The organism is Nocardia terrae, from assembly GCF_009760405.1.
In the GTDB taxonomy this organism is placed as follows: Bacteria; Actinomycetota; Actinomycetes; order Mycobacteriales; family Mycobacteriaceae; genus Nocardia; species Nocardia terrae.
Genome location: NZ_WRPP01000001.1, coordinates 1,990,745 through 2,012,372 on the forward strand (window position 1 = coordinate 1,990,745; position 21,628 = coordinate 2,012,372).

Sequence of the window (21,628 nt, forward strand, 5' to 3'; positions counted from 1 at the left end):
GGTGGACCTTCCGTCTCATCGCGCTGGCCGGTTCGGTCAGCGCAGGAAGCGGCAGAATAGTGCGTTCGGCATGGTTCCTGCGCGTGTCAGTCAATGCTTCTCGATGTGAGATCCGGCCTGCGTTTCCCTTCGAACTCCGTCGCGATGCGCTGGGCACTCTGCTCTGCGACGGCGGTGGAACTCCTGATGCCGAGGGCGATGATCACCAGCCCTACGCCAACAGCGGTCCACCACATAATGTGAGTTCCGTCGACGAAGCGGTGCACGGCGCCCGGGTCATACTCGAGACTGGCTGCGGCAGCCCCTATGAAGTTGCCGCACAATGCCACTCCGATGCTCACGCCGACCTGGCGGCTGGCCGAGGCGACTCCCGAAGCGACGCCGGCCTGAGCAGGCGGCATGCCGTTGACCGCGGCTGTGGTGATCGGCGATCCGACCGCGCTGAAGCCGATTCCGAAGCACAGGAATGCGAAACCGAGGACCGGCAACGGTGTCGACACGCCAACGAAGGCCAGCACAAGCGTGCCCAAGGCCATGAATCCCCCCGCTATCGACAACGATGGCCGCACACCGTATTTGGCAGTCGATCGCCCTGACAACGGCGCGAACACCAACGTCGCCGCCGCAACCGGCAGATACATCAGACCGGTTTGCACCGCTGAAAGTCCACGCACCTGCTGCAGATATAACGAGGTCGCGAACAAGAACCCGCCGTAGCTTGCGAATGCGATCACCGCGATGAGCGCGGCATTGCGGAACGGGATGCTGGTGAAGAACCCCAGATTCAGAAACGGTGACCGCACAGTGCGTTCCACGATCACGAACAACACCAGCGCACCCACCGCAACAACCAACGCCACGAGCACCCGCACCGCACCCCATCCCGCGTACGGTCCCTCGATCAACGCATAAATCAACCCCGCCATCGTCAGAGTGGCCAGCAATTGCCCCGCGGGGTCGAACGTCCGCTCCGCACGCGGCCGATCGCCGGGCACGATAATCGCCGTCGCCGTCACCGCAATGATGCACAGTGGCACATTGATCCAGAAGATCGACCGCCAACCGGTCGAATCCACCAGCGCGCCGCCGACGATAGGCCCAGCCGCCATCGACACCCCGAAAGCTGCACCCCACACTCCGACAGCCCGCGCCCGCTCACCACGATCGGTGAAGGTCGCCGCAATGATCGACATCGCAACAGGATTCAGCATCGATCCACCGAGCGCCTGCCCGACCCGTGCACCCACCAGCATCAGCCCCGTCGGCGCCAGCGCGCAGGCAATCGATCCCGCCGCAAAGAGCACCAGACCCGTCTGGAACACCCGCCGCCGCCCGAACCGATCTGCCAACGCCCCCGACAGCATCAGAAAGCTCGCCAGCACCAATGTGTAGGCGTCGATAACCCACTGCAATTGAGCGGGATCCGACCCCAGATCCTGCCTGATCGATGGCAACGCCACATTCACCGCCGTCGAATCCATCGACACGACAAACAGCGCCGAACAACACGTGATGAGCACCGCCCACTTCCGCTTGGCGGTGAGTTCCATTGCGACTCCCCTTGAAATGTCCCGATCACACAGACTGCCCCGCCGCGGCACTAGCCCCAAAGTGCTGCGATGACATCGTTCACACCGGCCGCAGGGCGACCAAGTCGTGCGCCGAGGTCGGCCGCGCGCGCGACCAATTCTTCGTTGGCCGACCGTTCTGGTCCGGCGTAATCCTCGAGACCGACTCGGATGTGCCCGCCGGCTCGCAGGGCTGCCTCGGCCAACCCCGACCCGAGTACGTCTCCCCGTGGTACCCCGACCATCCAGGGAAGTCCTGTGCCGCTGATCATCTCGACGTAGGAGTTCAGGCTGGCCTGTGTCGGCGGCAAGCCGAAAAGTGCCGACGGCCCGCCGAAATACAATTGGATCTTCGTCCGCTTCGGCAACCGACCCGCGTTGTGGTGCGCGAGGGTGAGCCTGAGGAAACCGGGCTCGAAGATCGATACATGCAGTGGTAGGTCGACCTCGCGGCACCACTGGAACACGTGATCGACGTCGGCGGCGGAGTTGCCGAAGACAGGTAGGGCCGTCGGTCCGTCGGGAGCATCGAACGCCAGCGACAGACAGCCCGCGTCGGCAGTGGCCATGGTCAGCGCGCCGCGCTGATGGAGTTTCACGATGTGCGAGAAGCGATCGGCAATCGCGCGCGTGCGCTCGCCCGAGGTTGTGGGGTGCATCAGCACGCCGGGCCTGGTCTGCCAGACGCGTCGCCACGCTGTTTCATAGGGATCGGGTGAATGCGCGCTCGGCTCACCGACATTCGGTTCGTCGTTGTGGTTGTGCACGATCGCCGCACCGGCGTCGATACAGGCGAGAGCCGTCGTGACGATCTCGTCGACCGTGCGTGGCACGTTCGGATTGGTGTCCTTGGGTGTCGATCCATTGATGGCCGCTTCGATCACCAACGGTTTACCTGAACTCATTCGCCCCCGATATCCTGCATGTCCGCCCAAGCATCACTCGGGAGTCCTCAGCGGCTCGCCCGTAGTATGCGGCTGGCGCGCAGTGCCCGGGGCGGCTCGCCCTCGAATTCCGCCGGGTTGTCGAGATACCCAGAGATGAGATCGGTAGCGTGGTGGTCTTCGATGGTGGTGAATCCGAGCGCGCGCAACTGCGCGGCAATGTCATCGGGTGTGTAGTAGCTGAACCAGGGTTCGCCGGCAGTTGCCACTCGTTGTGCGCGTTCCTTCAGTTGCGCACGATCCTCGTCGGTATCGCCCGGCTGCAGGTAGTCGAAGACTACCTCGACCGGCTCGGATTGCTCGGTGATGTACTCGAGCGTGGCACGAGCGGCGTCCGGGGTCAGGTAATAGACAACGCCGAGCCACACGAACACGGCCGGATCGGTCCTCAGGAATCCGGCGGACCCCAATCCTGCTGCCAGCGTGTCGGTTTCGAAGTCGACCGGTACGAAGGTCAAACCCTCAGGCTGGTCGATGCCGGAGGCGGCGAGGCGTTGGCGTTTCCATGCTTGGGTCGCGGGATGGTCGACTTCGAATACTCGCAGGCCAGGGTGCGGGTTGCGGTAGGCAAAAGTATCCAAGCCCGCGCCGAGGATCACGACCTGTCGCACGCCGGAAGCGGCAGCCTCGGCCACCCGATCTTCAGCGAAGCGGGCACGGGCAGCGAAGAACAAACGGCGCGGTCGATAGTGGGCGCCGCTACCGGGTCGATCCTCGGTGGGCTCGCCCAACGCGGACAGCTCGTCGGCGGTGATACCGAGCAGACGTGACGCCAGCGGGTCGGTGAGAATCCTTGGCCGGTCGGCGATTTGGTGATAGGCACGTGCCTGGGCGGTCAAGAGTGCTGTCTGGCTGGGCCCCTCGTTATCCATGATCAAGAACCTACTCATGAGCGCCGCACGCGCACCGTGAACTCAGCCACACATGGTCCTGGACCATGCCCTGGCATCCGAGGAATCATCATATTGCCTGTGGCAATACCGATTAGGGCATGCATGCATCAACGGGGCGTTCTGTGGCAACGATGTTCAGCGGGCGGTTCGACGGTGCGCAAGTGTGGTGTAGTTAGCCCAGGAAGCGCCTGAACGGTCGACCAAGCCGTCGGCGGATGTGCTGATGCCGAGGAGGCCGGAGACGACGACGGCGGCGGGCAGTCGAGTAGCGATGTCGAGAAAGGCAGCCTGGCGACCTGGTCGGGAGTAAATGCCGATTTGTTATTGGCGGGCGCGACCCAGGTGACCCGCTCAGTCGCGGTGGCCAAGACGCCCGAGACTCGCCGCCTGCTGCAAGTCCGTCCGCTCATCGGCATTACAGTGTGTTCGGTAGATGGGTTTGCGCAGCATCAGATGTCGTCGCCCCATCTGCCTTGATCGCAGGCGCGGCGCAACCGCGAGGGGCGGGCCGAGTCCCATTCCCAGCGCATCAGCAGGTCGGCGATCACCTCCTTGTCGGGGTGCTCGTCGAAGATGACGAGGTCCGCGCCGAGCTGGTCGAGGTACTTATCCATATCCCAATTCAGGATCATGACGGCATAGACGCGCCACGCCGTGAAGGGGTTCCCGACATGCCTGGACGAACTCAGTTGATCCCGAACGAGATTGGGGGCAACGGCGGAAGCGCCGCGATGGCATCCCGTAGTGAGGTGATGACCGCGTCCGCCTGATCACTGATCGCGACGACCGCATCGGTGACGGTCTGGTCGACCGAGGTCTCCGCGGGCGGTATCGATGGTTCGGGCGTCGGTGCGGCTGTTTCGATCAGGGGCGGGAGATCGGGCTTGGGCACGTCCACGCCGTCGCCCAGTGTTCCGGCGGTGCCACCGCCGAGGACGGCCCCCGTGGTGGCGCCGATAGCGATGCCGGGTACGGCACCGACCGCGGTCCCGGCCAGGCAGCCCAGTGCGGCACCGAGTCCCGCGCCGAAGGGCATGCCGGCCCCGGCTGCTGTGGTGCCGATCGCTGCGCCGGCCACTCCGCCCACAACGGCCCCCACGGCACAGCCGACGCCCGCAGCGGGAACCGAAGCGAGCTCTGCGCCTGCGATGGCACCGACTACCCCGCCTGTGATGGTCGATGCCGCACGCCGATCCGATTCCTGGCGTGGGAATCCCAGGGCGTCATATCCGGCGGCGATCTGCCATTCGGTGTAATCCAGATACGCTTGCGCCTTGTCTCGGGTTCTGGTGTCGACCCAGTCCGGGAGGCCGATCTCGGTGTTACCGGCGCGCAGCGTATGCGGGTCGGTCGACGTGGGTTCCGGTGCGGGAGCGGGTTCTTCGGTGTCGGGCTCGGTGACTTGGGGCTGCTGGACGAGGGTGTCGGCGTGGGGGGGGGTCTGTTGCTGGGGTCGTGGCCGCGCAGGTGGTGCGGGAGGGTCTGGGATGTAGTCGGCCAAGCTGGGCGCGGGAGGTGGGGAGGGGGCGGTGCTCAGACCGGGTTGTCCGTCTCCGGGGACCGCCAGGCCCGGTTGCCCTGGTGCCGCGGTGGCGATGCCGTGCCCGGCGGCGGCCAGTAGGGGTAGGAGGGTCAATGTCGTGAGTGTGCGTGTCGTGGTCATGTGTTCGCCCTTCGATCCGACCGGGTACCGCCGGATCGGTCCAGCAGGAGCGGAACCGAACCTAGGCGGTGATCACGCTGCCCCGGAGCCTACTCGAAACCGATTGCGCGACATCGATGCTCGCGAACCTGGCACGCAAGGTCTCACGACTGGCATTCGTGGCAACACCGAATGTTTGCGGAGGGGTGGGATGGGGGCGCGTGAACAGGACGGGCAGGCCCCGCCTGCCCGTCAACTCTGCCCGGCTTGGTGCCGCGGTTCCGCCGTGTCAAGCACGACTTCCCGGTCTCCGAGCCGTCCCTGTGATCGCCGGACCGTCACGCGGGAAGCCGTGCTTGACACGGCGGCGGCACCGTTAAAATCGCGCGCCCCCAGCCCACCCCGACGAAAGAGTCCTCGGAACCGGACTCTGCACCGGGCTGGCTCTCAACATGAGGCAAGCGAAAACCGGTGTTGATCAAGCCGATTCGGAGCGAACAAGCCGGACATAAGGTGTGTAAAAGTCGTCTCATGCGGGATAAAACAGTTGTGCAGCTTGTCATGTCGAGGAAAAACGTGCACAAAACGTAGGCAGATCACATACATAGTTTTGTCGGCGATTTACCCCCGCCCCGCCTCCTGACCCGCGGTGATGCGCTCCCCTCGAAAGGATCACCATATACACACATCAATGTGTATATGGTGATCCTTTCGAGGGGAGCAGTTGAGTAAATGAGGAGGCGGGGCGGGGGTGATGAGTAAGTAGGTAAAGGGTTTGGTTGGGTAAGAAGTAAGTGGTTACGTTGGGTAATGAGCGTTGCTGTTGGGTAGGTGGTTGCGTCGGGTGACGATGGGTGCGTACGTGACGGTGGCGTAAGTGCTTAGGTCTGGAGCGCTGGCGCGGTGGTGTCGTCCGGTGCGAGGAGTTGCGTCGAGGTGGTTAAGTCCGGCGTGAATGGTGGCGGTTGCTAGCCCGGTGCTGGGTATGGCCAGAAGCGCTGTGCGGGTAGTGGATTCCCTGGGCGCGCGCCGCATGGTAAGGGCGTCCAACCTCCCGTCAAGGAGCGAATTTCCCATCAGTTGGGTAGTTCGGGGTTCTTCCCGGTGATGGAAATTCGCCCCTTGAGCGTGAGCCTCCTGGACGCCCTGGGCAGGCGGTGAGGGCAGGCCGCGGGCCTGCCCCGGACAGAGCGCGGCGCGCGCCCAGGGAATCCACGCTCTGCCGGGCCTCCCATTCCTGTTGACACGTACGTGTCAAAGCCGTTGGGCCACCGGTTGACACGTACGTGTCAAGCACTCGGAAGGACCCGGAGATCATGACCGACTCCGACACCGTCACTGGACTACTTGTCACCGCTCTGGAAAGTACCTGGGCCGCAATCCGATCCCAGCATCCCGATGTTCCGAACGTCGTGCTGACCGTAGGGTCCGGATCTACCGGCGGGAGCGAGCTGACGCTTGGGCACTTCGCGCCGAACCGGTGGGTACGTGGCGAGTACGAGCTACACGAGCTGTTTGTCGGCGGCGAAGGTCTCCAGCGCGGTGCGGTCGATGTGCTCGGCACCATGCTGCACGAGGCTGCTCACGGCGTTGCGGTCACGCGCGGGATCAAGGACACCAGCCGACAGGGCCGTTGGCACAACGAGCGATACCGCACCCTCGGTGAAGAACTTGGCCTCACCCTCGCGCATAATGACAAGATCGGATGGTCAGTCACCACCGTGCCGGAGCAGACCCGCGAACTCTATCGAGACGAGCTGGACGAACTCGCGTTCGCGCTGGTGGCCTATCGCCGCCGCGAGCCGGAGCGGCGGGGCGGTCGAAAGTCGAGCAACAACGGGTTGACGGCGGAATGTGAGTGTGGTCGAAAGATCCGAGTTGCGGTTGGGACCTATGGGATCGGCCCAATTATCTGCGGGGTGTGCAAGACCGGGTTCGAGGCGCTGTAGATATCTGAAATGTTAGGAGGCGTCGGGATATTGACCGTGATGCGTGATGCTCCGGAACCTCCGAGGCCGTGTCGATTGATTTCACGATCGTGCGGGCCTGATCAGCACGCCGCCAGCGCGTCTGTCGACCTGGTGAATGGACTATGAATTAGTCGGTCAAGCCGATCGGGCGTTTCCGCCGCGGGTTGACCGCCAAAATCCATCCATCATGCCCTGACGGTGCCGGTGACGGCCTTGTGCTGCACACGCCGGGTCAGCCTGACGATTCAGCGTTATGCCTATCCAGAAGCGTTGAACCGAACCTTTTGCACCGCAAACGGATTCGGACCGTGATTCCGAAAAGGTCTGACTCAGTCACCAAACGCAAACGAAGAGGCGGCGTCGTCGGTCAGGTGCTGAGCTTCACCCCACAGTTCTATGGGCGTGGAAATGTCGTTGAGCGGCTTTCAACATGACCGCGCACTAGCGGGCAATGGCCACGAGCTATGAGAATCTCGCGGCCATCTACCGTGCCAGATTCATCCTGGCTCTCATTGTCGAATGGCGAGAATCAGTGGCTACAAAACCCTAGTCGTTGCGAACCCGAACGTCGAGTTTTGCCGATTTCATCCTCATGACATGAAATCAACTCTGAAATCTGTCCACTCTGTTACGAGCTGCTCATACCTCGTTCCCTTAAAAATTTCCAACTGCTCCCTATAATGTGCGATCCAGTCTCGACGATATTCGGCAGCCGTACCTTTACGCTTATGGTTAGAACGTCGATAATCAAACTTTGTCTCGTAATCAATGATGGCAAGGTAGAGCAGCCATTGCTCAGGCGACCAGTCCTTAGAGGAGCTAATGACGCTGGTGTAGACGTACCGGAGACCCTTGGGTAGATCGTCGAGGTAAATCCAAGGAGGACGGAGGGACATCAAGTGTGTTCCTATAATTTCGAGATCACTCTTCGAAATTTCAGAATTGGGGTAATAGCTTGGGTAATTTACTGCAATTCTGTCCCATTTTAACGCCCAAAAGGCAATCGGGGCTATAACAGGTACATTAGCGGCGGTTCCATCAAAGAGGGCGGTAAGTCCGAACCTAGTAAGCAATTCCTCCATGGATATCCGTCCGAGAAGGTATAGCCTTTGCGCCGCCCAGCTGTGGGTCAGTGCTTGGCGCTCAAGGAATTCCTGGGCCGCACTCGTAAAGCTCAGGCACAACGACCGCCAGGCCTGATCTGCAGACGGATCAATTACTTCTGACGTAAACGACTCAAATTCCGGCAGATATAGACCCAATGATAACGCTACTTGGTCATCTGGATTCTCCTGCAAGAGAACCATCAAACGTTCAAAAATGCATCTGGACACCAAAGTTCTATTTTCCGCCGCAACTGAGGGGATCAGAACTACTGGTGTCGTCTCTGATACATTCAGATAGCCAATTTTGGAATCTTTCTCTGCCAGCTCTATGCAAAGGTAGTGGTACGCGATAACTGCGTGAACAATTTCACGAACAATTTGCGGACGCGGTACAATGAAGGACAGCGCTCGGAGGCAGAATGAAAGCGCATTGCGGCGTTCGTCGAAATCGCTCAGCGTCGGATATCGGGATGAAATTAGCTGTTCAAGAAAGTCGTCAGCGCCATCGTCAACCGTTTTGCCCAATATCTGCAACGAAAGCTGACAGACGACATCCCACTCGGCTCGGCAAATTCTATCCCAAAGCCGATCCAGGAGACGCTCCGGAGCGGCATTCGTTCGCACAAAATGGCTCGCTGAGAAGTACTCGAGAAAAGTTCGGTGAGTGAACCCGTAGACTTCCGAACCTAGGTCAGTCAATACCCAAGCGCGTCCCTTGCAGAAGTCAATAAAGTCGATCGCTGCCTGTTCAGCCTCAAGCTCGTCTTCAAATCTTTTTTGCAGCAAGTACGCCTTTACATATGTAATCAGACGATCGCGTCTGATTACTGCGGATGACTCACTTTGGGTGAATATTTCGAATGCGATTGACCTAATGGCAGACTGGACATGTGCGTCGAAAGGAATCGCTGCTGCTATGCCGCGTTGCTTATCCCATCGTTCGAACAGCAGCAATGCACATTTTTCATAAACATCGGGGCGATTTCTAGGTATGTAGCCTTCGAATGCGTAGATCCCGCACATTAGAGATAGCATCAGAGGGTTGGAAGTGAGATCAGAAACAAAACTGCTATCCACAAGGAAAGCGTTGGAAATCGAGTCAATTCTCGCGGGCTCGATCGATTCATCAAGCGCGAACCATTTCTCTACGTACTGTCGCGTTCGCTCAAGATTGAATGAGCCAAGCTTGGATACAGAGAACATTTCAGAGTTCAGCGCAGCCTCGTCATATCCGACATTTCGCGATGTTACCACCATGCGAACAGTTGGATATCGAACGGCAAATCCCTCGACCGCAGTAACAATCTTTCTTCTGTCTGATGTGTCCAGAAGTTCGTCTAGGCCATCGAAAAAGACAATAGATCGTCCATTCAGCAGAATGTATTCGATTGCATTATCTGGGACGTCTATCGAATATATCGCCGCGCACTGCATCTCGATGTAGTCTTTAATTGAGACACCGGCGGCGAAGTGTGGCGCATAATCTCGTAGGACCACCAAGAATGGAATCCGAGACATTAATTCGGATGAGTTATTCGACGCAATGTCGAATATTTGCTTCAGAGTGCAAGTCGACTTGCCTCCGCCGGGATTTCCTAGAAGCACGAGCCTCGAATTCTGCTCGATAAGGTCAGCGAGGCTGGCTTCTCGTTTCCTGTCGTCCTCTTCGAACCCTAGCCCGCGGGAAGGACTTCCCTCATCTGCTGATGCTTCAATCAGCGGCTCAACAAAGAGCTCCTTGAAAGGGACTTGACGTGACGTTCCAGCATGAGGCAGTTTCATCATGCTATGCAGAGTCCGGACGGAGTGTCTGTACTCATTCTCAAACTTGTCAATCTCGGCGAGATCAGAGAAGTTTTTCAGGAGTGCAGTATTTCGCGCACTTGCCGCCGCTATAACCCCTGCGTTACGAACCAGGGCAGCCCGCTCGGCAGACGAGACAGCAAGATTATCCGGCGGAGATATCTGCTTTAAGCAAGATTGAACCGAAGCTACGAGAGTGTCATAGATGCGATCGCCGAGACCTTCGATGTGTTCACTACGCCCGATGCTAATTGTAAGCACCTCGTTTAGTTCTTCTTTTATCCGATGCTCGAGCTCGTTAATGCTGTCGCCATGAGTCCTCAAGATCTGTTTTGTCGCGATTTCGAACGAAATCTTCTCGAATTCGGGGCTCTTCAAGAAATTCTCTACTTTTCGAGCCACGCTCGGCTCAAGGCCCTTGATGATCCCAGTTAGAGCGCCTACGCACTTTGCTCCGTCGTGGCCAATTAATTGCTTTGCGGCTTTCCTGTCCGATATCCGCTTGCGTATCGGACTGTAGACCAAGCCTGCTGCGCGCCCAGCCGAGGACGCTACTACTCGGCCAAACAGAAGCTCCAGACCTGTCACTGCCATATCCCACCCTTTGCATACTCGCCGATGTCGACGGTTAATTGACGACGCAACTAGCGCGTTGATGACACGCTACCCAAGCCGGAGCTACGTTGGAACAGTGTGCTGCTAACTTGGCACTATATGACTCGACGCCCCGTGGCAGTGAGAAACTGAGGGTCGGACACAAGACCCGATATTCGGTTCATGTGGGCCCATGCAGGCCACGCCCCCGTGGTGGTTCTGGGTCGGTGAAGAAGATGACGGCTCACCCGAGATGCCGCGAGAGCCAGGCTCGACTGGCCTCTTCACTCGATATGGGCAGGCTTGTAAACGCCAGCGGGCAGGATCGTGGGGCAGCAGCAGGCAGCTCGTCGTGGGGCAAACGTGAGGCAGACAGCGGTCCAGGCAAGATCTCGCGTGTCCACTCGTGACCTCCGGTCAGAACGGCGAAAGTCCCTGACCTGTAGGAATTCCTGGCCAGGTATCGGCCGCTTGTGGGCAAAGTGTCGGCCAGGTTGTCACACTGGTTTTACACACCAGCGGTCTGAAGTTGGTTAGAGGTCGCCAAGATTCAGCCCGCGGGCTTCCTCTGCGGCGCGGGCGGCTGCTGTTGATTTCGTGTAGCGGTCGATCATGTCTCGGGTCTTCCATCCAGCGACTGCCATGAGTCCGCCTTCGGTCCCGCCGGCGCCGAGCCACCGGGACGCGCCTGTGTGCCTGAGAATATGGGGGTGGAAGCCTTCGATGCCCGCCTGGTCGGCTCGGTAGCTCAGGGTGTCGTAGAGGGCCCAGTAAGTGAAACCTCTACTGCGTTCGCCTAGCCAGAGTTTGGGTGAGTCTGCAAGACGGTGGGTGCGGCGGGCTCGCAGGTAGCGGTCGAGCGAGCGGCCGGTTTGGAGACCGAAGGGGACGATGCGACCTTTGCCGCTCTTACCGCGCTGGACTATGACAAGGCCGCGGCGAATGTCCAGGTCTGCCAGGTTGATGTCGGCGCATTCGCCAGCGCGCATCGCGGTTTCGAGCATCAGGCGAATGATGGCTTCGTCTCGGCGGTCGCGAAAGTCCTTGCCGTGGCAAGCTTTGATCAGTCCGTGGATCTGCTCATCGGTGAGGGCGGGGACGACTTTCTCGTCGAGTTTGGGAGGCTTCAGGCCCAAAAGGGGGTCGGAATCCAGTTCGTCTTCCTCAACGAGCCAGACCGAATAGCGCCGGAGTGCAAGCTGTCTCGCCCTCGCGGTCGTCGGTTCGAGGCCGGACGCGAGCAGTTCCGCGACGAAGGCGTTGACCTGGTTCCGGTCAAGTATCAGCGGATGGTCGTTCGCGGAACACCAGTCGAGGTAGAGGCGGACGCCGTACAGGTACGAGTTCACCGTGTGGTCGGATTTGCGTTCGGCTCGCAGTGCTAGCTCCCAGGACGGCAACAGCATGGCGAGATCGATCGTATGTTCGATCGCCATGTCACTATTTTGACTGAGAGCTCTATGCTCGTCCAGAAAACAGAAATTGGGCCCCAAAGCCGCAGCTCAGGGGCCCAATCTTTGGGGATCGCTAGTCCAGATAGTCGCGCAAGACCTGGGAGCGGCTCGGGTGGCGGAGCTTGCTCATGGTCTTGGATTCGATTTGGCGGATGCGTTCGCGGGTTACGCCGTAGACCTGGCCGATTTCGTCCAGGGTTCGGGGCTGGCCGTCGGTGAGGCCGAAGCGGAGGCGGACGACGCCCGCTTCGCGCTCGGACAAGGTCTCGAGCACCGACTGCAATTGGTCCTGCAGCAGGGTGAAGGAGACTGCGTCGACGGCGACGACTGCTTCGGAGTCTTCGATGAAGTCGCCGAGCTGGGAGTCGCCCTCGTCGCCGATGGTCTGGTCCAGGGAGATGGGCTCACGCGCGTACTGCTGGATCTCGAGGACCTTCTCGGGCGTGATGTCCATTTCCTTGGCGAGCTCTTCCGGGGTGGGCTCGCGGCCCAGGTCCTGGAGGAGTTCGCGCTGGATGCGGCCGAGCTTGTTGATGACCTCGACCATGTGCACGGGGATGCGGATGGTGCGGGCCTGGTCGGCCATGGCGCGGGTGATGGCCTGGCGGATCCACCACGTCGCGTAGGTCGAGAACTTGTAGCCCTTGGTGTAGTCGAACTTCTCGACGGCGCGGATCAGACCGAGGTTGCCTTCCTGGATGAGGTCCAGGAACGCCATGCCGCGGCCGGTGTAGCGCTTGGCGAGGGAGACGACCAGTCGCAGGTTGGCTTCCAGCAGGTGGTTCTTGGCGCGGTTGCCGTCGCGCATGATCCACTGCAGGTCGCGGCGCGACTGCACGGGCAGCTTCTCGCCCTTCTCGGCGAACTCGCGCAGCTTCTCCGTGGCGTAGAGGCCGGCCTCGATGCGCTTGGCGAGCTCGACCTCCTCCTCGGCGTTGAGCAGCGCGACCTTACCGATCTGCTTGAGGTACGCGCGGACCGAGTCGGCGGAGGCGGTGAGCTCGGCGTCCTTGCGGGCCTGGCGCAGCGCCTCGGATTCCTCTTCGTCCCAGACGAAGTCGCCGGAGGCCTTGTCCTTCTCCGAGGGCTCGTCGGCCTCCTCGTCGGCCTCGACCCCGGCGGCGGGCTTGGCTGCGGTGGCCGGGACGGCCTCGCCTTCCTCGCCCTCCTCGTCGTCGTCCTCGTCGACGAGTTCCTCTTCGTCGCCGAGGTCGTCCTCGTCGATTTCGAGATCATCCAGATCGTCGAGTTCGAGCGACTCGTCCTCGATGCCCTCGTCGCCCTCGGCACCTTCGGCACCGGGCTCGGCGGCCTTCTTCGGCGAAGCCTTCTTGGCGCCCGCCTTCTTGGCGACGGCCTTGGTGGCCTTCTTCGCGGCAGTCTTCTTGGCCGCGGTCTTCTTCGCTGCGGCCTTCTTGGCCGGAGCCTTCTTGGCGGCAGCCTTCTTGACCGGCCGTGCTGCGGTGGTGTCTGCTGAGTCGGCGGCTTCGGCCGATTCGGCGGTCTCCTGGGTATTCGTGGCTACCACGTACGCCCTTTCGTGACGGTCTCGTGCGGCGTCACGCCAGAGTGGAATTCCGGCGGAGCGGTTCTGTCGGGGGGTAAACCGGCTCTCGTGCCGGTGTCGGTTTCCGGCCTACCGCCGGGCATGTGTTCCATTGTAACGATCGAACCAGCTTACTTATGGCGCGATACCGGCCGACACCGCCATGGCGGCTCCCACGATGCCCGCGGTATTGCGCAGCACGGCGGGCACCACGGGGGTTCTGTTGGTGAGCAAGGGAATCCATTCCTGGTAGTCGCGGCTGATGCCGCCACCGGCCACGAACACGTTCGGCCAGAACAGGTTTTCCAAGGTGATGAGCACCTTGGAGACCTCCCGCGCCCACTCCGGGTAGGTCATGCCGACCCGATCCTTGACCGAGGCGGCGGCGCGATGCTCGGCCTCGCGGCCGTCGACCTCCATGTGCCCGAGCTCGCTGTTGGGCATGAGCACACCGTTGTACATGATCGCTGATCCGATCCCGGTGCCGAATGTGAGCAGCATGACCAATCCGTCGAGATCCTTTGCCGCGCCGTACCGGTCCTCGGCCATGCCCGCCGCGTCGGCGTCGTTGAGGACGGTCACCTCACGCCCGCCCAGCGCCACCGAGAACAGATGCCGGGCGTCGATGCCGACCCAGGTGGGGTCGATATTGGCGGCCGTGCGGATCTGCCCGTGCAGCACCACGCTGGGCATGGTGATGCCGACCGGGCCGTCCCAACCGGACTGCGCGACCAGCTTGGACACCGACTCCGCGACCGCGTTCGGGGTGGCCGGGTGCGGGGTCGCGATCTTGATGCGCTCGTAGCAGAGCTCACCGGTCGCGAGATCGACCTCGCCCCCCTTCACGCCGCTGCCACCGATATCGATGCCGAACGCGTGCCCGGGATCGGACATGGACCACTCCTCGTTCTCCAGATGATTTGCCGGAAAGTCGCAGCTCTCCGGCCGATGACGGCTTGAATAGACCTCCGCCTGGTGTCGTGCACGACAAGCCTAATGCGCGGGATGCCGGATCTGTGCTGCGATGGAGCTCGTGCCGGAATCGAATTTCACCTCCACCGCCCCTGCCTCCTCCGCGAACACCGACACTTCAGACATAGCCGAACTACGCCGTGTCGCGGTGTATCTCGCCGAGACCGCCGCCGCGCACGTCCGCGCCCGCCGTCCGGAGGTGTTCGGGCCCGGCGCCCGCGCCGAGGACGCCGTGCAGTCCAAGAGCACCCCGACCGACCCGGTCACCATCGTCGACACCGAGACCGAACAGCTGGTCCGCAAGCTGGTGGCCGAGATCCGCCCCGGCGACCGCGTGGTGGGCGAGGAGGACGGCGGCACCCTGGCCGACGACCCCGACCACGTGCACTGGATCGTCGATCCCATCGACGGCACGGTCAACTTCCTCTACGACATCCCGTCCTATTCGGTGTCGGTGGCCGCGGTGCGCGGCGGCCGCCCGGTCGCGGGCGCGGTCGCCGACGTGGCGCACGCGGTCACCTTCAGCGCCGGGCTCGGCCTGGGGGCGCACCGCGCCGCCTCCAGCCTGGACGGCACCGCTCCCGGCGGCACGCCGATCGCCTTGCGCGCCAACCCCGTCGACAACCTGTCCATGGCGCTGGTGGCGACCGGCTTCGCCTACGCGACCGAGCGCCGCACCCGTCAGGGCGAGCTGGTGGCGCAGGTGCTGCCGCACATCCGCGACATCCGCCGCTTCGGTTCGGCCGCACTGGATCTGTGCGCGGTGGCCGAGGGCCGCACCGACGCCTACTACGAGCACGGCCTGAACCTGTGGGACTGGGCCGCGGGCGCGCTGATCGCCACCGAGGCGGGTGCGCGCCTGATCCTGCCGCCCGCACCCGACTCGCCGGGCGCCGCAGGGGATCTGGTGTCGGCGGCCGCTCCCGGCATCGCTGACGAACTGTTCGGTCTGTTCAAGCGTCTGGATGTCACCACCCCTATCCCGGTTCCCTGACAGGGGGCTCGACAGCTTCGGTCGAAGCAGACAAACCAACCGAATCAAACAAAACGAATCGCCGCGGCTGACCAGCCGCGGCGATTCCGTTATCCCGATTCGTATATTTCGTTGTGCCGGTACGGGTTTCGCACCGGCTCGAAGAATCAGAGCCGCGCCCGCGCGAAAGAGATTCTCAGCACTTCGCGTGCCGTGCTGCTTCCAGCAGTTTCGGGTCGATGGCCGGCGCGGTGCCGGGCGCCGGGTTCTTCAGCGACTTCAGTACCTCCTCGGCATCCGTACCGGGACGGATATCGCGGAACAGCGAGCCCAGCACCAGATCCACCGTGTCGTCCTGGCGCTGATCCTCGATCAGCTCCGCGCACGGCATGACCAGCTGCACCGAGGCCGCCGCGGGCCGCCCCTTGACGCCGAAGCGAATCTGCCCGGTGCAGTCCAGATCCCCGTTCACATAGACCGGGTCGTTGCCGATCTGCACGTCCGGCGCGCTGGCGAAACCGAGGTCGCCCAGTTCGGAGGCCACGTGCGCGGCCTGGCCGCGCTGGTTGTTGGCATTGAAGACCCGCACCTTCGAGGAGGCGAGGGCGGCCGGCTCCACATCGCGTAACCGCGAGTTGGACACCCGCTCCCCGAGCGGCGCGGGCTTGGCCGCGGACGTGCTCGAGGCGGGGCTGGGGGAGTTGCAGGCCATGGCGCCCTGGTCACTCTCGGTCGTCGTCAGCGCTTTGAACCACACGCCGACGCAGATCAGAGCGATGACTCCCACCATTGCCGCCCACGGCTCCCAGCGACGCCGAATGAACGGCCGCCCCTTCGGATCGGACGAGTTACCTTGGGTGATCAGTGAAACCACGCTCACACTCTACGAAAGCGTGAGGGTGGGTGCGTGCATGGCCACGGCAAGTCGGGCGGCGCATGTGCCGGGGAAGGCCGCGATATGCGTGCTGGGAGGCCGCCGCGCGGATGAAGGGGAGGTCTCGGGGCCTGCGAGGAAGATCTCGGCGAGTTCCCTCATCGGTGACGATTGCCCCTCAGTTTCAACTCGCGAGGGTTTTGATTGCGACTTTTGTCCCGGGGTCCGCTATTGTCTGGCGGCCCAGATCGTACAACCCAGGTGAAACTGGGGATCGATTTCGGGAACAACAAGGGCATGTCCTGCGTTGACCGAGCGCGATCCGCTGCGGATGAAGGACTATCCGGCTCGGATCTGTGACCGGTGTACGCGTGACGTACACCACGGGCGGGGCGGCATTCCCTCCCGGTCCGGCACCCGAAAGGTGCCGGTCAGGTGGGTGCCGGTCCGGGATATACGGAGTAAGGACGAGGGGAAGACGACATGGCAACCGACTATGACGCACCGCGGCGCAGTGAATCCGACGAGGTATCGGAGGACTCGCTGGAGGAGCTGAAGGCTCGCCGCAACGAAGCCGCGTCCGCCGTCGTGGATATCGACGAATCCGATACCGCGGAGTCGTTCGAGCTTCCCGGCGCGGACCTTTCCGAGGAGGTTCTCTCGGTTCGGGTCATCCCGAAGCAGGCCGACGAGTTCACTTGCTCGAGCTGCTTCCTGGTGCACCACCGCAGCCGACTGGCCAGCGAAGCCGGCGGTCAGCTGATCTGCATGGATTGCGCCGCCTAGAGGCACTGTCCAGGTAGAGAATCCGCAGGATCGAAGAGGATTCCGTCAGCCCGCGCTCGGTTCGCCGAGCGCGGTCAGGAACCGGTCATGCTGCACGACCGGTGCCTTTCACAACAGCTCAAGCCTTTTCGGCCGCGTTCTCCAGGCCGAGGGCGGCGATGATCTTTTCCGGATGACGTGTGCTGACCAGCCAGTACGGTGTCGGATCATCCGGATCGTCGAGCACGAGCAACACCATCGGCCCCACCCAGGCCCGATGCTGCACGAAGGCGGCCGGGTCGAGCTGGCGACCCAGCGCCGCGCTCTTCGCGCTGGTCGGCACCGGCGCCGCGCGCTTGACGAAGGTCGCGGGCAGGTGGGCGCGATCGGTGCGCAGCTCCGGTACGCCGTCGGCGTCGACGGCCACTTCCACGCGATGACGCGAGAACCACACCAGCACCCACGCCGCGATCGGGAACAGCAGCACGTAGGGCAGCCACGCGCGCACTCCCGGTGCGCCCATGTGGATTTCGGCTGCCAGCAGCCCGGTCACCACGAGGGCGACGGGCACCCACCACAGCGGCACCCAGAGGCGCTCGGTGTAGAGGGGCTGGGTCTTCTGCTGAGGTTCCATGGTCACCTGGGGCTGCTGGTCGGACACGACATCAGACTAGGTCAATGACTGCGGGGGCGAACGCGTAGGCTCGGCCTACGTGACCGGTATTCCACCTATTCCCCTGCTGCGGCTCGATCCCGGCATCCCCGTACCCGCACGTGCCCATGAAGGCGACGCGGGCGTGGACCTGTGCACGACAGAGGACGTCATCATCGAACCGGGGGAGCGGGTGCTCGTCGGCACCGGCATCGCGGTGGCGCTCCCGCTCGGCACGGTCGGTTTGATCCATCCCCGTTCGGGTCTGGCGGCCAAGGCGGGCCTGTCGGTCGTCAATACCCCCGGCACGGTCGACGCGGGCTATCGCGGCGAGATCAAGGTGTGCCTGATCAATCACGATCCGCGCGCGGCCATCGAGCTCCGCCGGGGTGACCGGATTGCCCAGTTGCTGGTGCAGAAGGTGGAATTGGTGGACTTCGTGGAGGTCGAGTCCCTCGACGACACCACACGCGGCGCAGGAGGATACGGATCCAGCGGTGGGCACGCCAGCCTCGCCGCGGGGTCCGGTGGGGCGGGTCAGGCGACCGGCAAGGAGGCATGACGATGGCATTCGGACGCAAGAAGAACAAGGGCGGCGACAGAGACGACGCCCCTCAGTACGACGAGTTCGCCGACTACGACGAGAACGAGTACGACTACGACGACGAACTCGACTACGAGTCGGACGAGTTCGACGACGAGGAGTTCGACGAGCCGGCCGCCGCGGCCGGCCCGACCACGGGCCCCTACGACTACGAAGACGTCGCCGACCGCCTCGAGACCGTCGCCGACCAGCGCCTGGACCTGGGCTCGGTCATCGTGCCGGTCCCGCCGGGCGGCCAGCTGCAGGTCGAGATGACCCCCGACGGCGCCCCGCAGGCGGTGCACCTGGCCACCCAGCACGGCCGAATCACGGTGGCGGCCTACGCCGCCCCCAAGACCTCGGGCCAATGGCGTTCGGTGGCAGCCGATCTGGCCGAGACCCTGCGCAAGGACGGAGCGACCGTCTCGGTCGTGCAGGGTCCGTGGGGCCGTGAGCTGCACGCTGTCACCCAGGGCGCGGACCTGCGCTTCATCGGTGTGGACGGCTACCGCTGGATGGTCCGCCTGGTCGCCGCCGGCCCGTCGGGCGCGGCCGACGACAACTCCCCGCTGGTCGCCGCCGCCCGCACGGTCCTCGGCGAAACGGTGGTCCGTCGCGGCGACGAGCCCCTCCCGGTCCGCGAGCCCCTCCCGGTCGTCCTACCCCAGGAGCTGGCAGACCAACTAGCGGCGGCCCACCAGCAACAACTGGCCGCCCAACAACAGGCGATGCAGGCCCAAATGGCCGCCATGCAAGGCGGTCCGGCCTACCAGCCCGAACAGCCCCCCGCCGAACCCCGCCGCGGTGCGGAAGGTTCGGCCATGCAGCAGCTCGGCCTGAACTGACCGCCCAGCCCGACAAGACAAAACGGGGCACCGCCACGCCGGCGGTGCCCCGTTTTCGCTCTCAGCGCAACACTCGGCCCCGCCCTCTTCACTGATCTAGGCGGCTTTTATCTTTTGGCTCTTGGCCTTTCGAGACCGCGGGCACCCAACACGGACGGATCCGCCCCCAACTCCGCCAGCGTGATGCTGTGCAGCGTCCCCCGGGGAATCAACTCCGCCCACTGCTCCGCCACCGCGAACGGGTGCACGGGATCGTCCACCGCGCCGATGATTTCGACCGGCACGCTGACACTCGCCAACACCTCGGGCTCAGGCCACGAGTACCCGGCGGCCTCCTCCAGCGCCGACGGAAGATCGGGCCACTGCGAGGTCCAGGACCGCGTCAACGCCTCCGCCAGCCACGCCGGGCTGGACGCCTGCATACGCTCCAGCACCGCGTCGAGCCCATCCGCCCGCAACTGCGCAGCCGTGGCCCCCGCGCTGAGCGCCGCCGGACACCCGGTCGTATCGCTCCCCGTCCAGGCAGGCAGCGCGGCGATCACCCCGTACACGACATCGGGATGCCGCGCCGCCCACTCCACCGCGACAGCCGCCCCCAGCGAAATTCCAGCGATCAACACCGGCCCCGACCGCGCGGCCGCATCCAACGCCGCCCGATAGCTCTCGATCACCCGCCGCGGATCCGGCTCCACCGCCAGAAACGGCAGATCCGACGCCGCACACGCGGATCCGAATGCGCGGCGGGCGAAATGGGCGTCGGAGCCGGTCCCGGGCAGGGCAACCGCCATAGCCGGAGTCGGCGCGGTCGGAGCGACCGCCGAATGTGGTAGATCGGGCACCGGCCGAGAGTAACCGGGCTCCTGAGCGGGCCCGGGTTTGAGCACCCCGTACTAGCGGGTATCGCTCCTGACGGGCACGCGTGGCAAGCACAGGACAGTGCATCTACAGTGGCCCATGTACGGCCATGGGCGGTCGGGTGGCAAACCACCGGCCCGTCGTGGGAAAGAACGAACGACGTGAGACCCACGCCGTCGAGCTCTACAGGAGAGCGTGCGAGATGCCATCCGCGGGTGGGAAGGACACCCGGTCAGGTTATTTCCGTCGGCTCAGCCGTCGCCTGACCGAGGACCTGGATCGTTTGGATGCCGAGGAACTCGCCGAGACCTCGGAAGCGTCGGGCGCGTGCCGGGCCTCGGAGTGCCGACGCGGTGAAGAGGTCACGATGCTGGGCAGACTCCGCAGCGTCGAGGCCTGTCCCAAGTCCGCGGGCGCGGAGGTCGAGGCGGAGTTCTTCGACGGCACCGACAGTGTGGCGCTGGTGTTCATCGGTCGGCGTCGCATTCCGGGAATCGAGCCGGGACGTCGTATCCTGGTCCGCGGCCGCGTCGGTGAACGCGACGGCGGCAAGGTGATCTACAACCCCTACTACGAACTCCGCGGGAATTCCTGACTGTGCCGATACCCAGCAATGACGAGGGTCGCGTACCCACCGAGCTCGACTATGACCCGCCGACCGAGGTGATCCCCGCCGCCGAGTTGAATGCCCGGCTGGCCGCGGAGTACGCCGCCCTCGAGCGCGAGGCCACCACCCCCGAGGCCGAGGACGACCCCGACGAGGAACTCGAGCAGACCTTGCTGGAGCAGATGGGCGGGATCAGCGGGCTGATCTACTCGTCACTGCCGGTGCTGGTGTTCGTGCCGGTGAATTCGCTGGCCAACCTGACCGCCGCCATCTGGGCGTCGCTGGGTGTGGCCGCCGCGATTCTGGTGTGGCGCTTGGTGCGTCGCGGTGCGATCCAGCCGGCCATTTCGGGTTTCCTCGGTGTCGGCGTGTGTGCGTTCATCGCCTACCGGATGGGGGAGGCCAAGGGCTTCTTCCTGTTCGGCATCTACGCGAGCTTGATCTACGGCGGCGCGTTCCTGATGTCCCTCGTGGTGCGCTGGCCGCTGGCGGGCGTGATCTGGGGTGCGCTCAACGGGCACGGCACCGGCTGGCGTTCGGACCGCCGCGCCATGCGGCTCTACGACATCGCGACCGCGGTGTGGGCGCTGGTGTTCGTGGCGCGCTACGTGGTACAGAACCACCTCTACGCCTCCAACAGCACCGGTCTGCTGGCCGTGGCGCGTATCGGTATGGGCTGGCCGCTGACTGCGGTGGCCGCGCTGGTGACGTTCTGGGCGGTCCGCAAGGCGGGTCATCTGCCGGTGAAGTCGGCCAAGGCCGACGAGTCCGAGCCCGAGTCGGCGGCCTAGCCCCCCGACTTCTGAGGGCTGGACATCTTTCGATTCGGCCCCTTATCGCGGTAAACACGCCCGGCGCAACACCTTCGGGGCGATTCGGGGGTGAAAGGGGGTGACCAACCCACCCCTGGGGTACCTATTTCGGCGGCCCCCCGGCGAGCACGATCTTTCTCAGAAGCTCTAGCAGGCAACGAGAAGGGATC

General features: G+C 63.4%; 19 protein-coding genes. 7 read left to right on the top strand and 12 right to left on the bottom strand.

Features of this window, described 5'->3' with window-relative positions; translation table 11 throughout:
- Positions 1-86 precede the first annotated feature (86 nt).
- The 5 genes from GPX89_RS09330 to GPX89_RS09350 all read right to left on the bottom strand — a co-directional run bounded on the left by GPX89_RS09330 (position 87) and on the right by GPX89_RS09350 (position 5,068).
- A complete protein-coding gene (locus GPX89_RS09330; protein ID WP_157386791.1) occupies positions 87-1,550 on the bottom strand; it encodes an MFS transporter in 1,464 nt (487 codons plus the stop codon).
- Between the two features lie 50 nt (positions 1,551-1,600).
- Positions 1,601-2,452 carry a BKACE family enzyme gene (locus tag GPX89_RS09335; protein ID WP_328601664.1) on the bottom strand — a complete coding sequence of 284 codons (852 nt, stop codon included), beginning with the start codon at positions 2,450-2,452 and terminating at the stop codon, positions 1,601-1,603.
- Positions 2,453-2,520: 68 nt separating this feature from the next.
- On the bottom strand, positions 2,521-3,384 hold the full coding sequence (locus GPX89_RS09340) for a class I SAM-dependent methyltransferase (RefSeq protein ID WP_157386793.1): 864 nt from the start codon (positions 3,382-3,384) through the stop codon (positions 2,521-2,523).
- A 470-nt stretch (positions 3,385-3,854) separates the two neighbouring features.
- Positions 3,855-4,019: a hypothetical protein gene (locus GPX89_RS09345; protein WP_157386794.1), complete on the bottom strand. Its 165-nt coding sequence runs from the start codon at positions 4,017-4,019 to the stop codon at positions 3,855-3,857.
- Between the two features lie 71 nt (positions 4,020-4,090).
- Positions 4,091-5,068, bottom strand: coding sequence for a hypothetical protein (locus GPX89_RS09350; RefSeq protein ID WP_157386795.1), 978 nt, complete (start codon positions 5,066-5,068; stop codon positions 4,091-4,093).
- 1,295 nt (positions 5,069-6,363) lie between these two features.
- Between GPX89_RS09350 and GPX89_RS09355 the strand changes: the two genes are divergently transcribed.
- Entirely contained in the window at positions 6,364-6,996 is a 633-nt protein-coding gene (locus GPX89_RS09355; RefSeq protein WP_157386796.1) for a hypothetical protein, read from the top strand.
- A 611-nt stretch (positions 6,997-7,607) separates the two neighbouring features.
- Here GPX89_RS09355 and GPX89_RS09360 read toward each other — a convergent pair.
- The 4 genes from GPX89_RS09360 to ppgK form a co-directional block, all read right to left on the bottom strand.
- Complete coding sequence (locus tag GPX89_RS09360; RefSeq protein WP_157386797.1) at positions 7,608-10,514, bottom strand: NACHT domain-containing protein; 2,907 nt, start codon at positions 10,512-10,514, stop codon at positions 7,608-7,610.
- Between the two features lie 539 nt (positions 10,515-11,053).
- A complete protein-coding gene (locus GPX89_RS09365) occupies positions 11,054-11,956 on the bottom strand; it encodes a tyrosine-type recombinase/integrase (protein WP_157386798.1) in 903 nt (300 codons plus the stop codon).
- A gap of 91 nt (positions 11,957-12,047) precedes the next feature.
- Positions 12,048-13,502, bottom strand: a complete 1,455-nt coding sequence (locus GPX89_RS09370; protein ID WP_328601623.1) for an RNA polymerase sigma factor — start codon at positions 13,500-13,502, stop codon at positions 12,048-12,050.
- Positions 13,503-13,655: 153 nt separating this feature from the next.
- On the bottom strand, positions 13,656-14,414 hold the full coding sequence (gene ppgK / locus GPX89_RS09375) for a polyphosphate--glucose phosphotransferase (protein ID WP_157386799.1): 759 nt from the start codon (positions 14,412-14,414) through the stop codon (positions 13,656-13,658).
- A gap of 130 nt (positions 14,415-14,544) precedes the next feature.
- Here ppgK and GPX89_RS09380 point away from each other — a divergent pair, with 130 nt between their 5' ends.
- Entirely contained in the window at positions 14,545-15,486 is a 942-nt protein-coding gene (locus GPX89_RS09380) for an inositol monophosphatase family protein (RefSeq protein ID WP_157386800.1), read from the top strand.
- A gap of 175 nt (positions 15,487-15,661) precedes the next feature.
- Here GPX89_RS09380 and cei read toward each other — a convergent pair whose 3' ends face one another.
- A complete protein-coding gene (cei, locus tag GPX89_RS09385) occupies positions 15,662-16,339 on the bottom strand; it encodes an envelope integrity protein Cei (protein ID WP_328601624.1) in 678 nt (225 codons plus the stop codon).
- Positions 16,340-16,822: 483 nt separating this feature from the next.
- On the opposite strand from cei, the gene GPX89_RS09390 reads away from it, so the two are divergent.
- Positions 16,823-17,125 carry a DUF4193 domain-containing protein gene (locus tag GPX89_RS09390; protein WP_033087954.1) on the top strand — a complete coding sequence of 101 codons (303 nt, stop codon included), beginning with the start codon at positions 16,823-16,825 and terminating at the stop codon, positions 17,123-17,125.
- Positions 17,126-17,243: 118 nt separating this feature from the next.
- Here GPX89_RS09390 and GPX89_RS09395 read toward each other — a convergent pair whose 3' ends face one another.
- Positions 17,244-17,738: a DUF3093 domain-containing protein gene (locus tag GPX89_RS09395; protein WP_157387196.1), complete on the bottom strand. Its 495-nt coding sequence runs from the start codon at positions 17,736-17,738 to the stop codon at positions 17,244-17,246.
- A 79-nt stretch (positions 17,739-17,817) separates the two neighbouring features.
- Between GPX89_RS09395 and dut the strand changes: the two genes are divergently transcribed.
- Positions 17,818-18,318: a dUTP diphosphatase gene (gene dut / locus GPX89_RS09400; protein ID WP_328601625.1), complete on the top strand. Its 501-nt coding sequence runs from the start codon at positions 17,818-17,820 to the stop codon at positions 18,316-18,318.
- The gene (locus GPX89_RS09405) at positions 18,315-19,184 is read left to right on the top strand and encodes a DUF3710 domain-containing protein (RefSeq protein WP_235946717.1); all 870 of its coding nucleotides are present in this window, start codon (positions 18,315-18,317) and stop codon (positions 19,182-19,184) included. The genes dut and GPX89_RS09405 overlap by 4 nt, the downstream gene beginning before the upstream one ends.
- A 107-nt stretch (positions 19,185-19,291) precedes the next feature.
- On the opposite strand, the gene GPX89_RS09410 is transcribed toward GPX89_RS09405, so the two are convergent.
- A complete protein-coding gene (locus GPX89_RS09410; protein WP_157387199.1) occupies positions 19,292-19,972 on the bottom strand; it encodes an alpha/beta fold hydrolase in 681 nt (226 codons plus the stop codon).
- Between the two features lie 269 nt (positions 19,973-20,241).
- On the opposite strand from GPX89_RS09410, the gene GPX89_RS09415 reads away from it, so the two are divergent.
- Positions 20,242-20,634, top strand: coding sequence for an OB-fold nucleic acid binding domain-containing protein (locus GPX89_RS09415; RefSeq protein ID WP_157386801.1), 393 nt, complete (start codon positions 20,242-20,244; stop codon positions 20,632-20,634).
- Positions 20,635-20,636: 2 nt separating this feature from the next.
- On the top strand, positions 20,637-21,437 hold the full coding sequence (locus GPX89_RS09420) for a DUF3159 domain-containing protein (protein WP_456237921.1): 801 nt from the start codon (positions 20,637-20,639) through the stop codon (positions 21,435-21,437).
- Positions 21,438-21,628 lie beyond the last annotated feature (191 nt).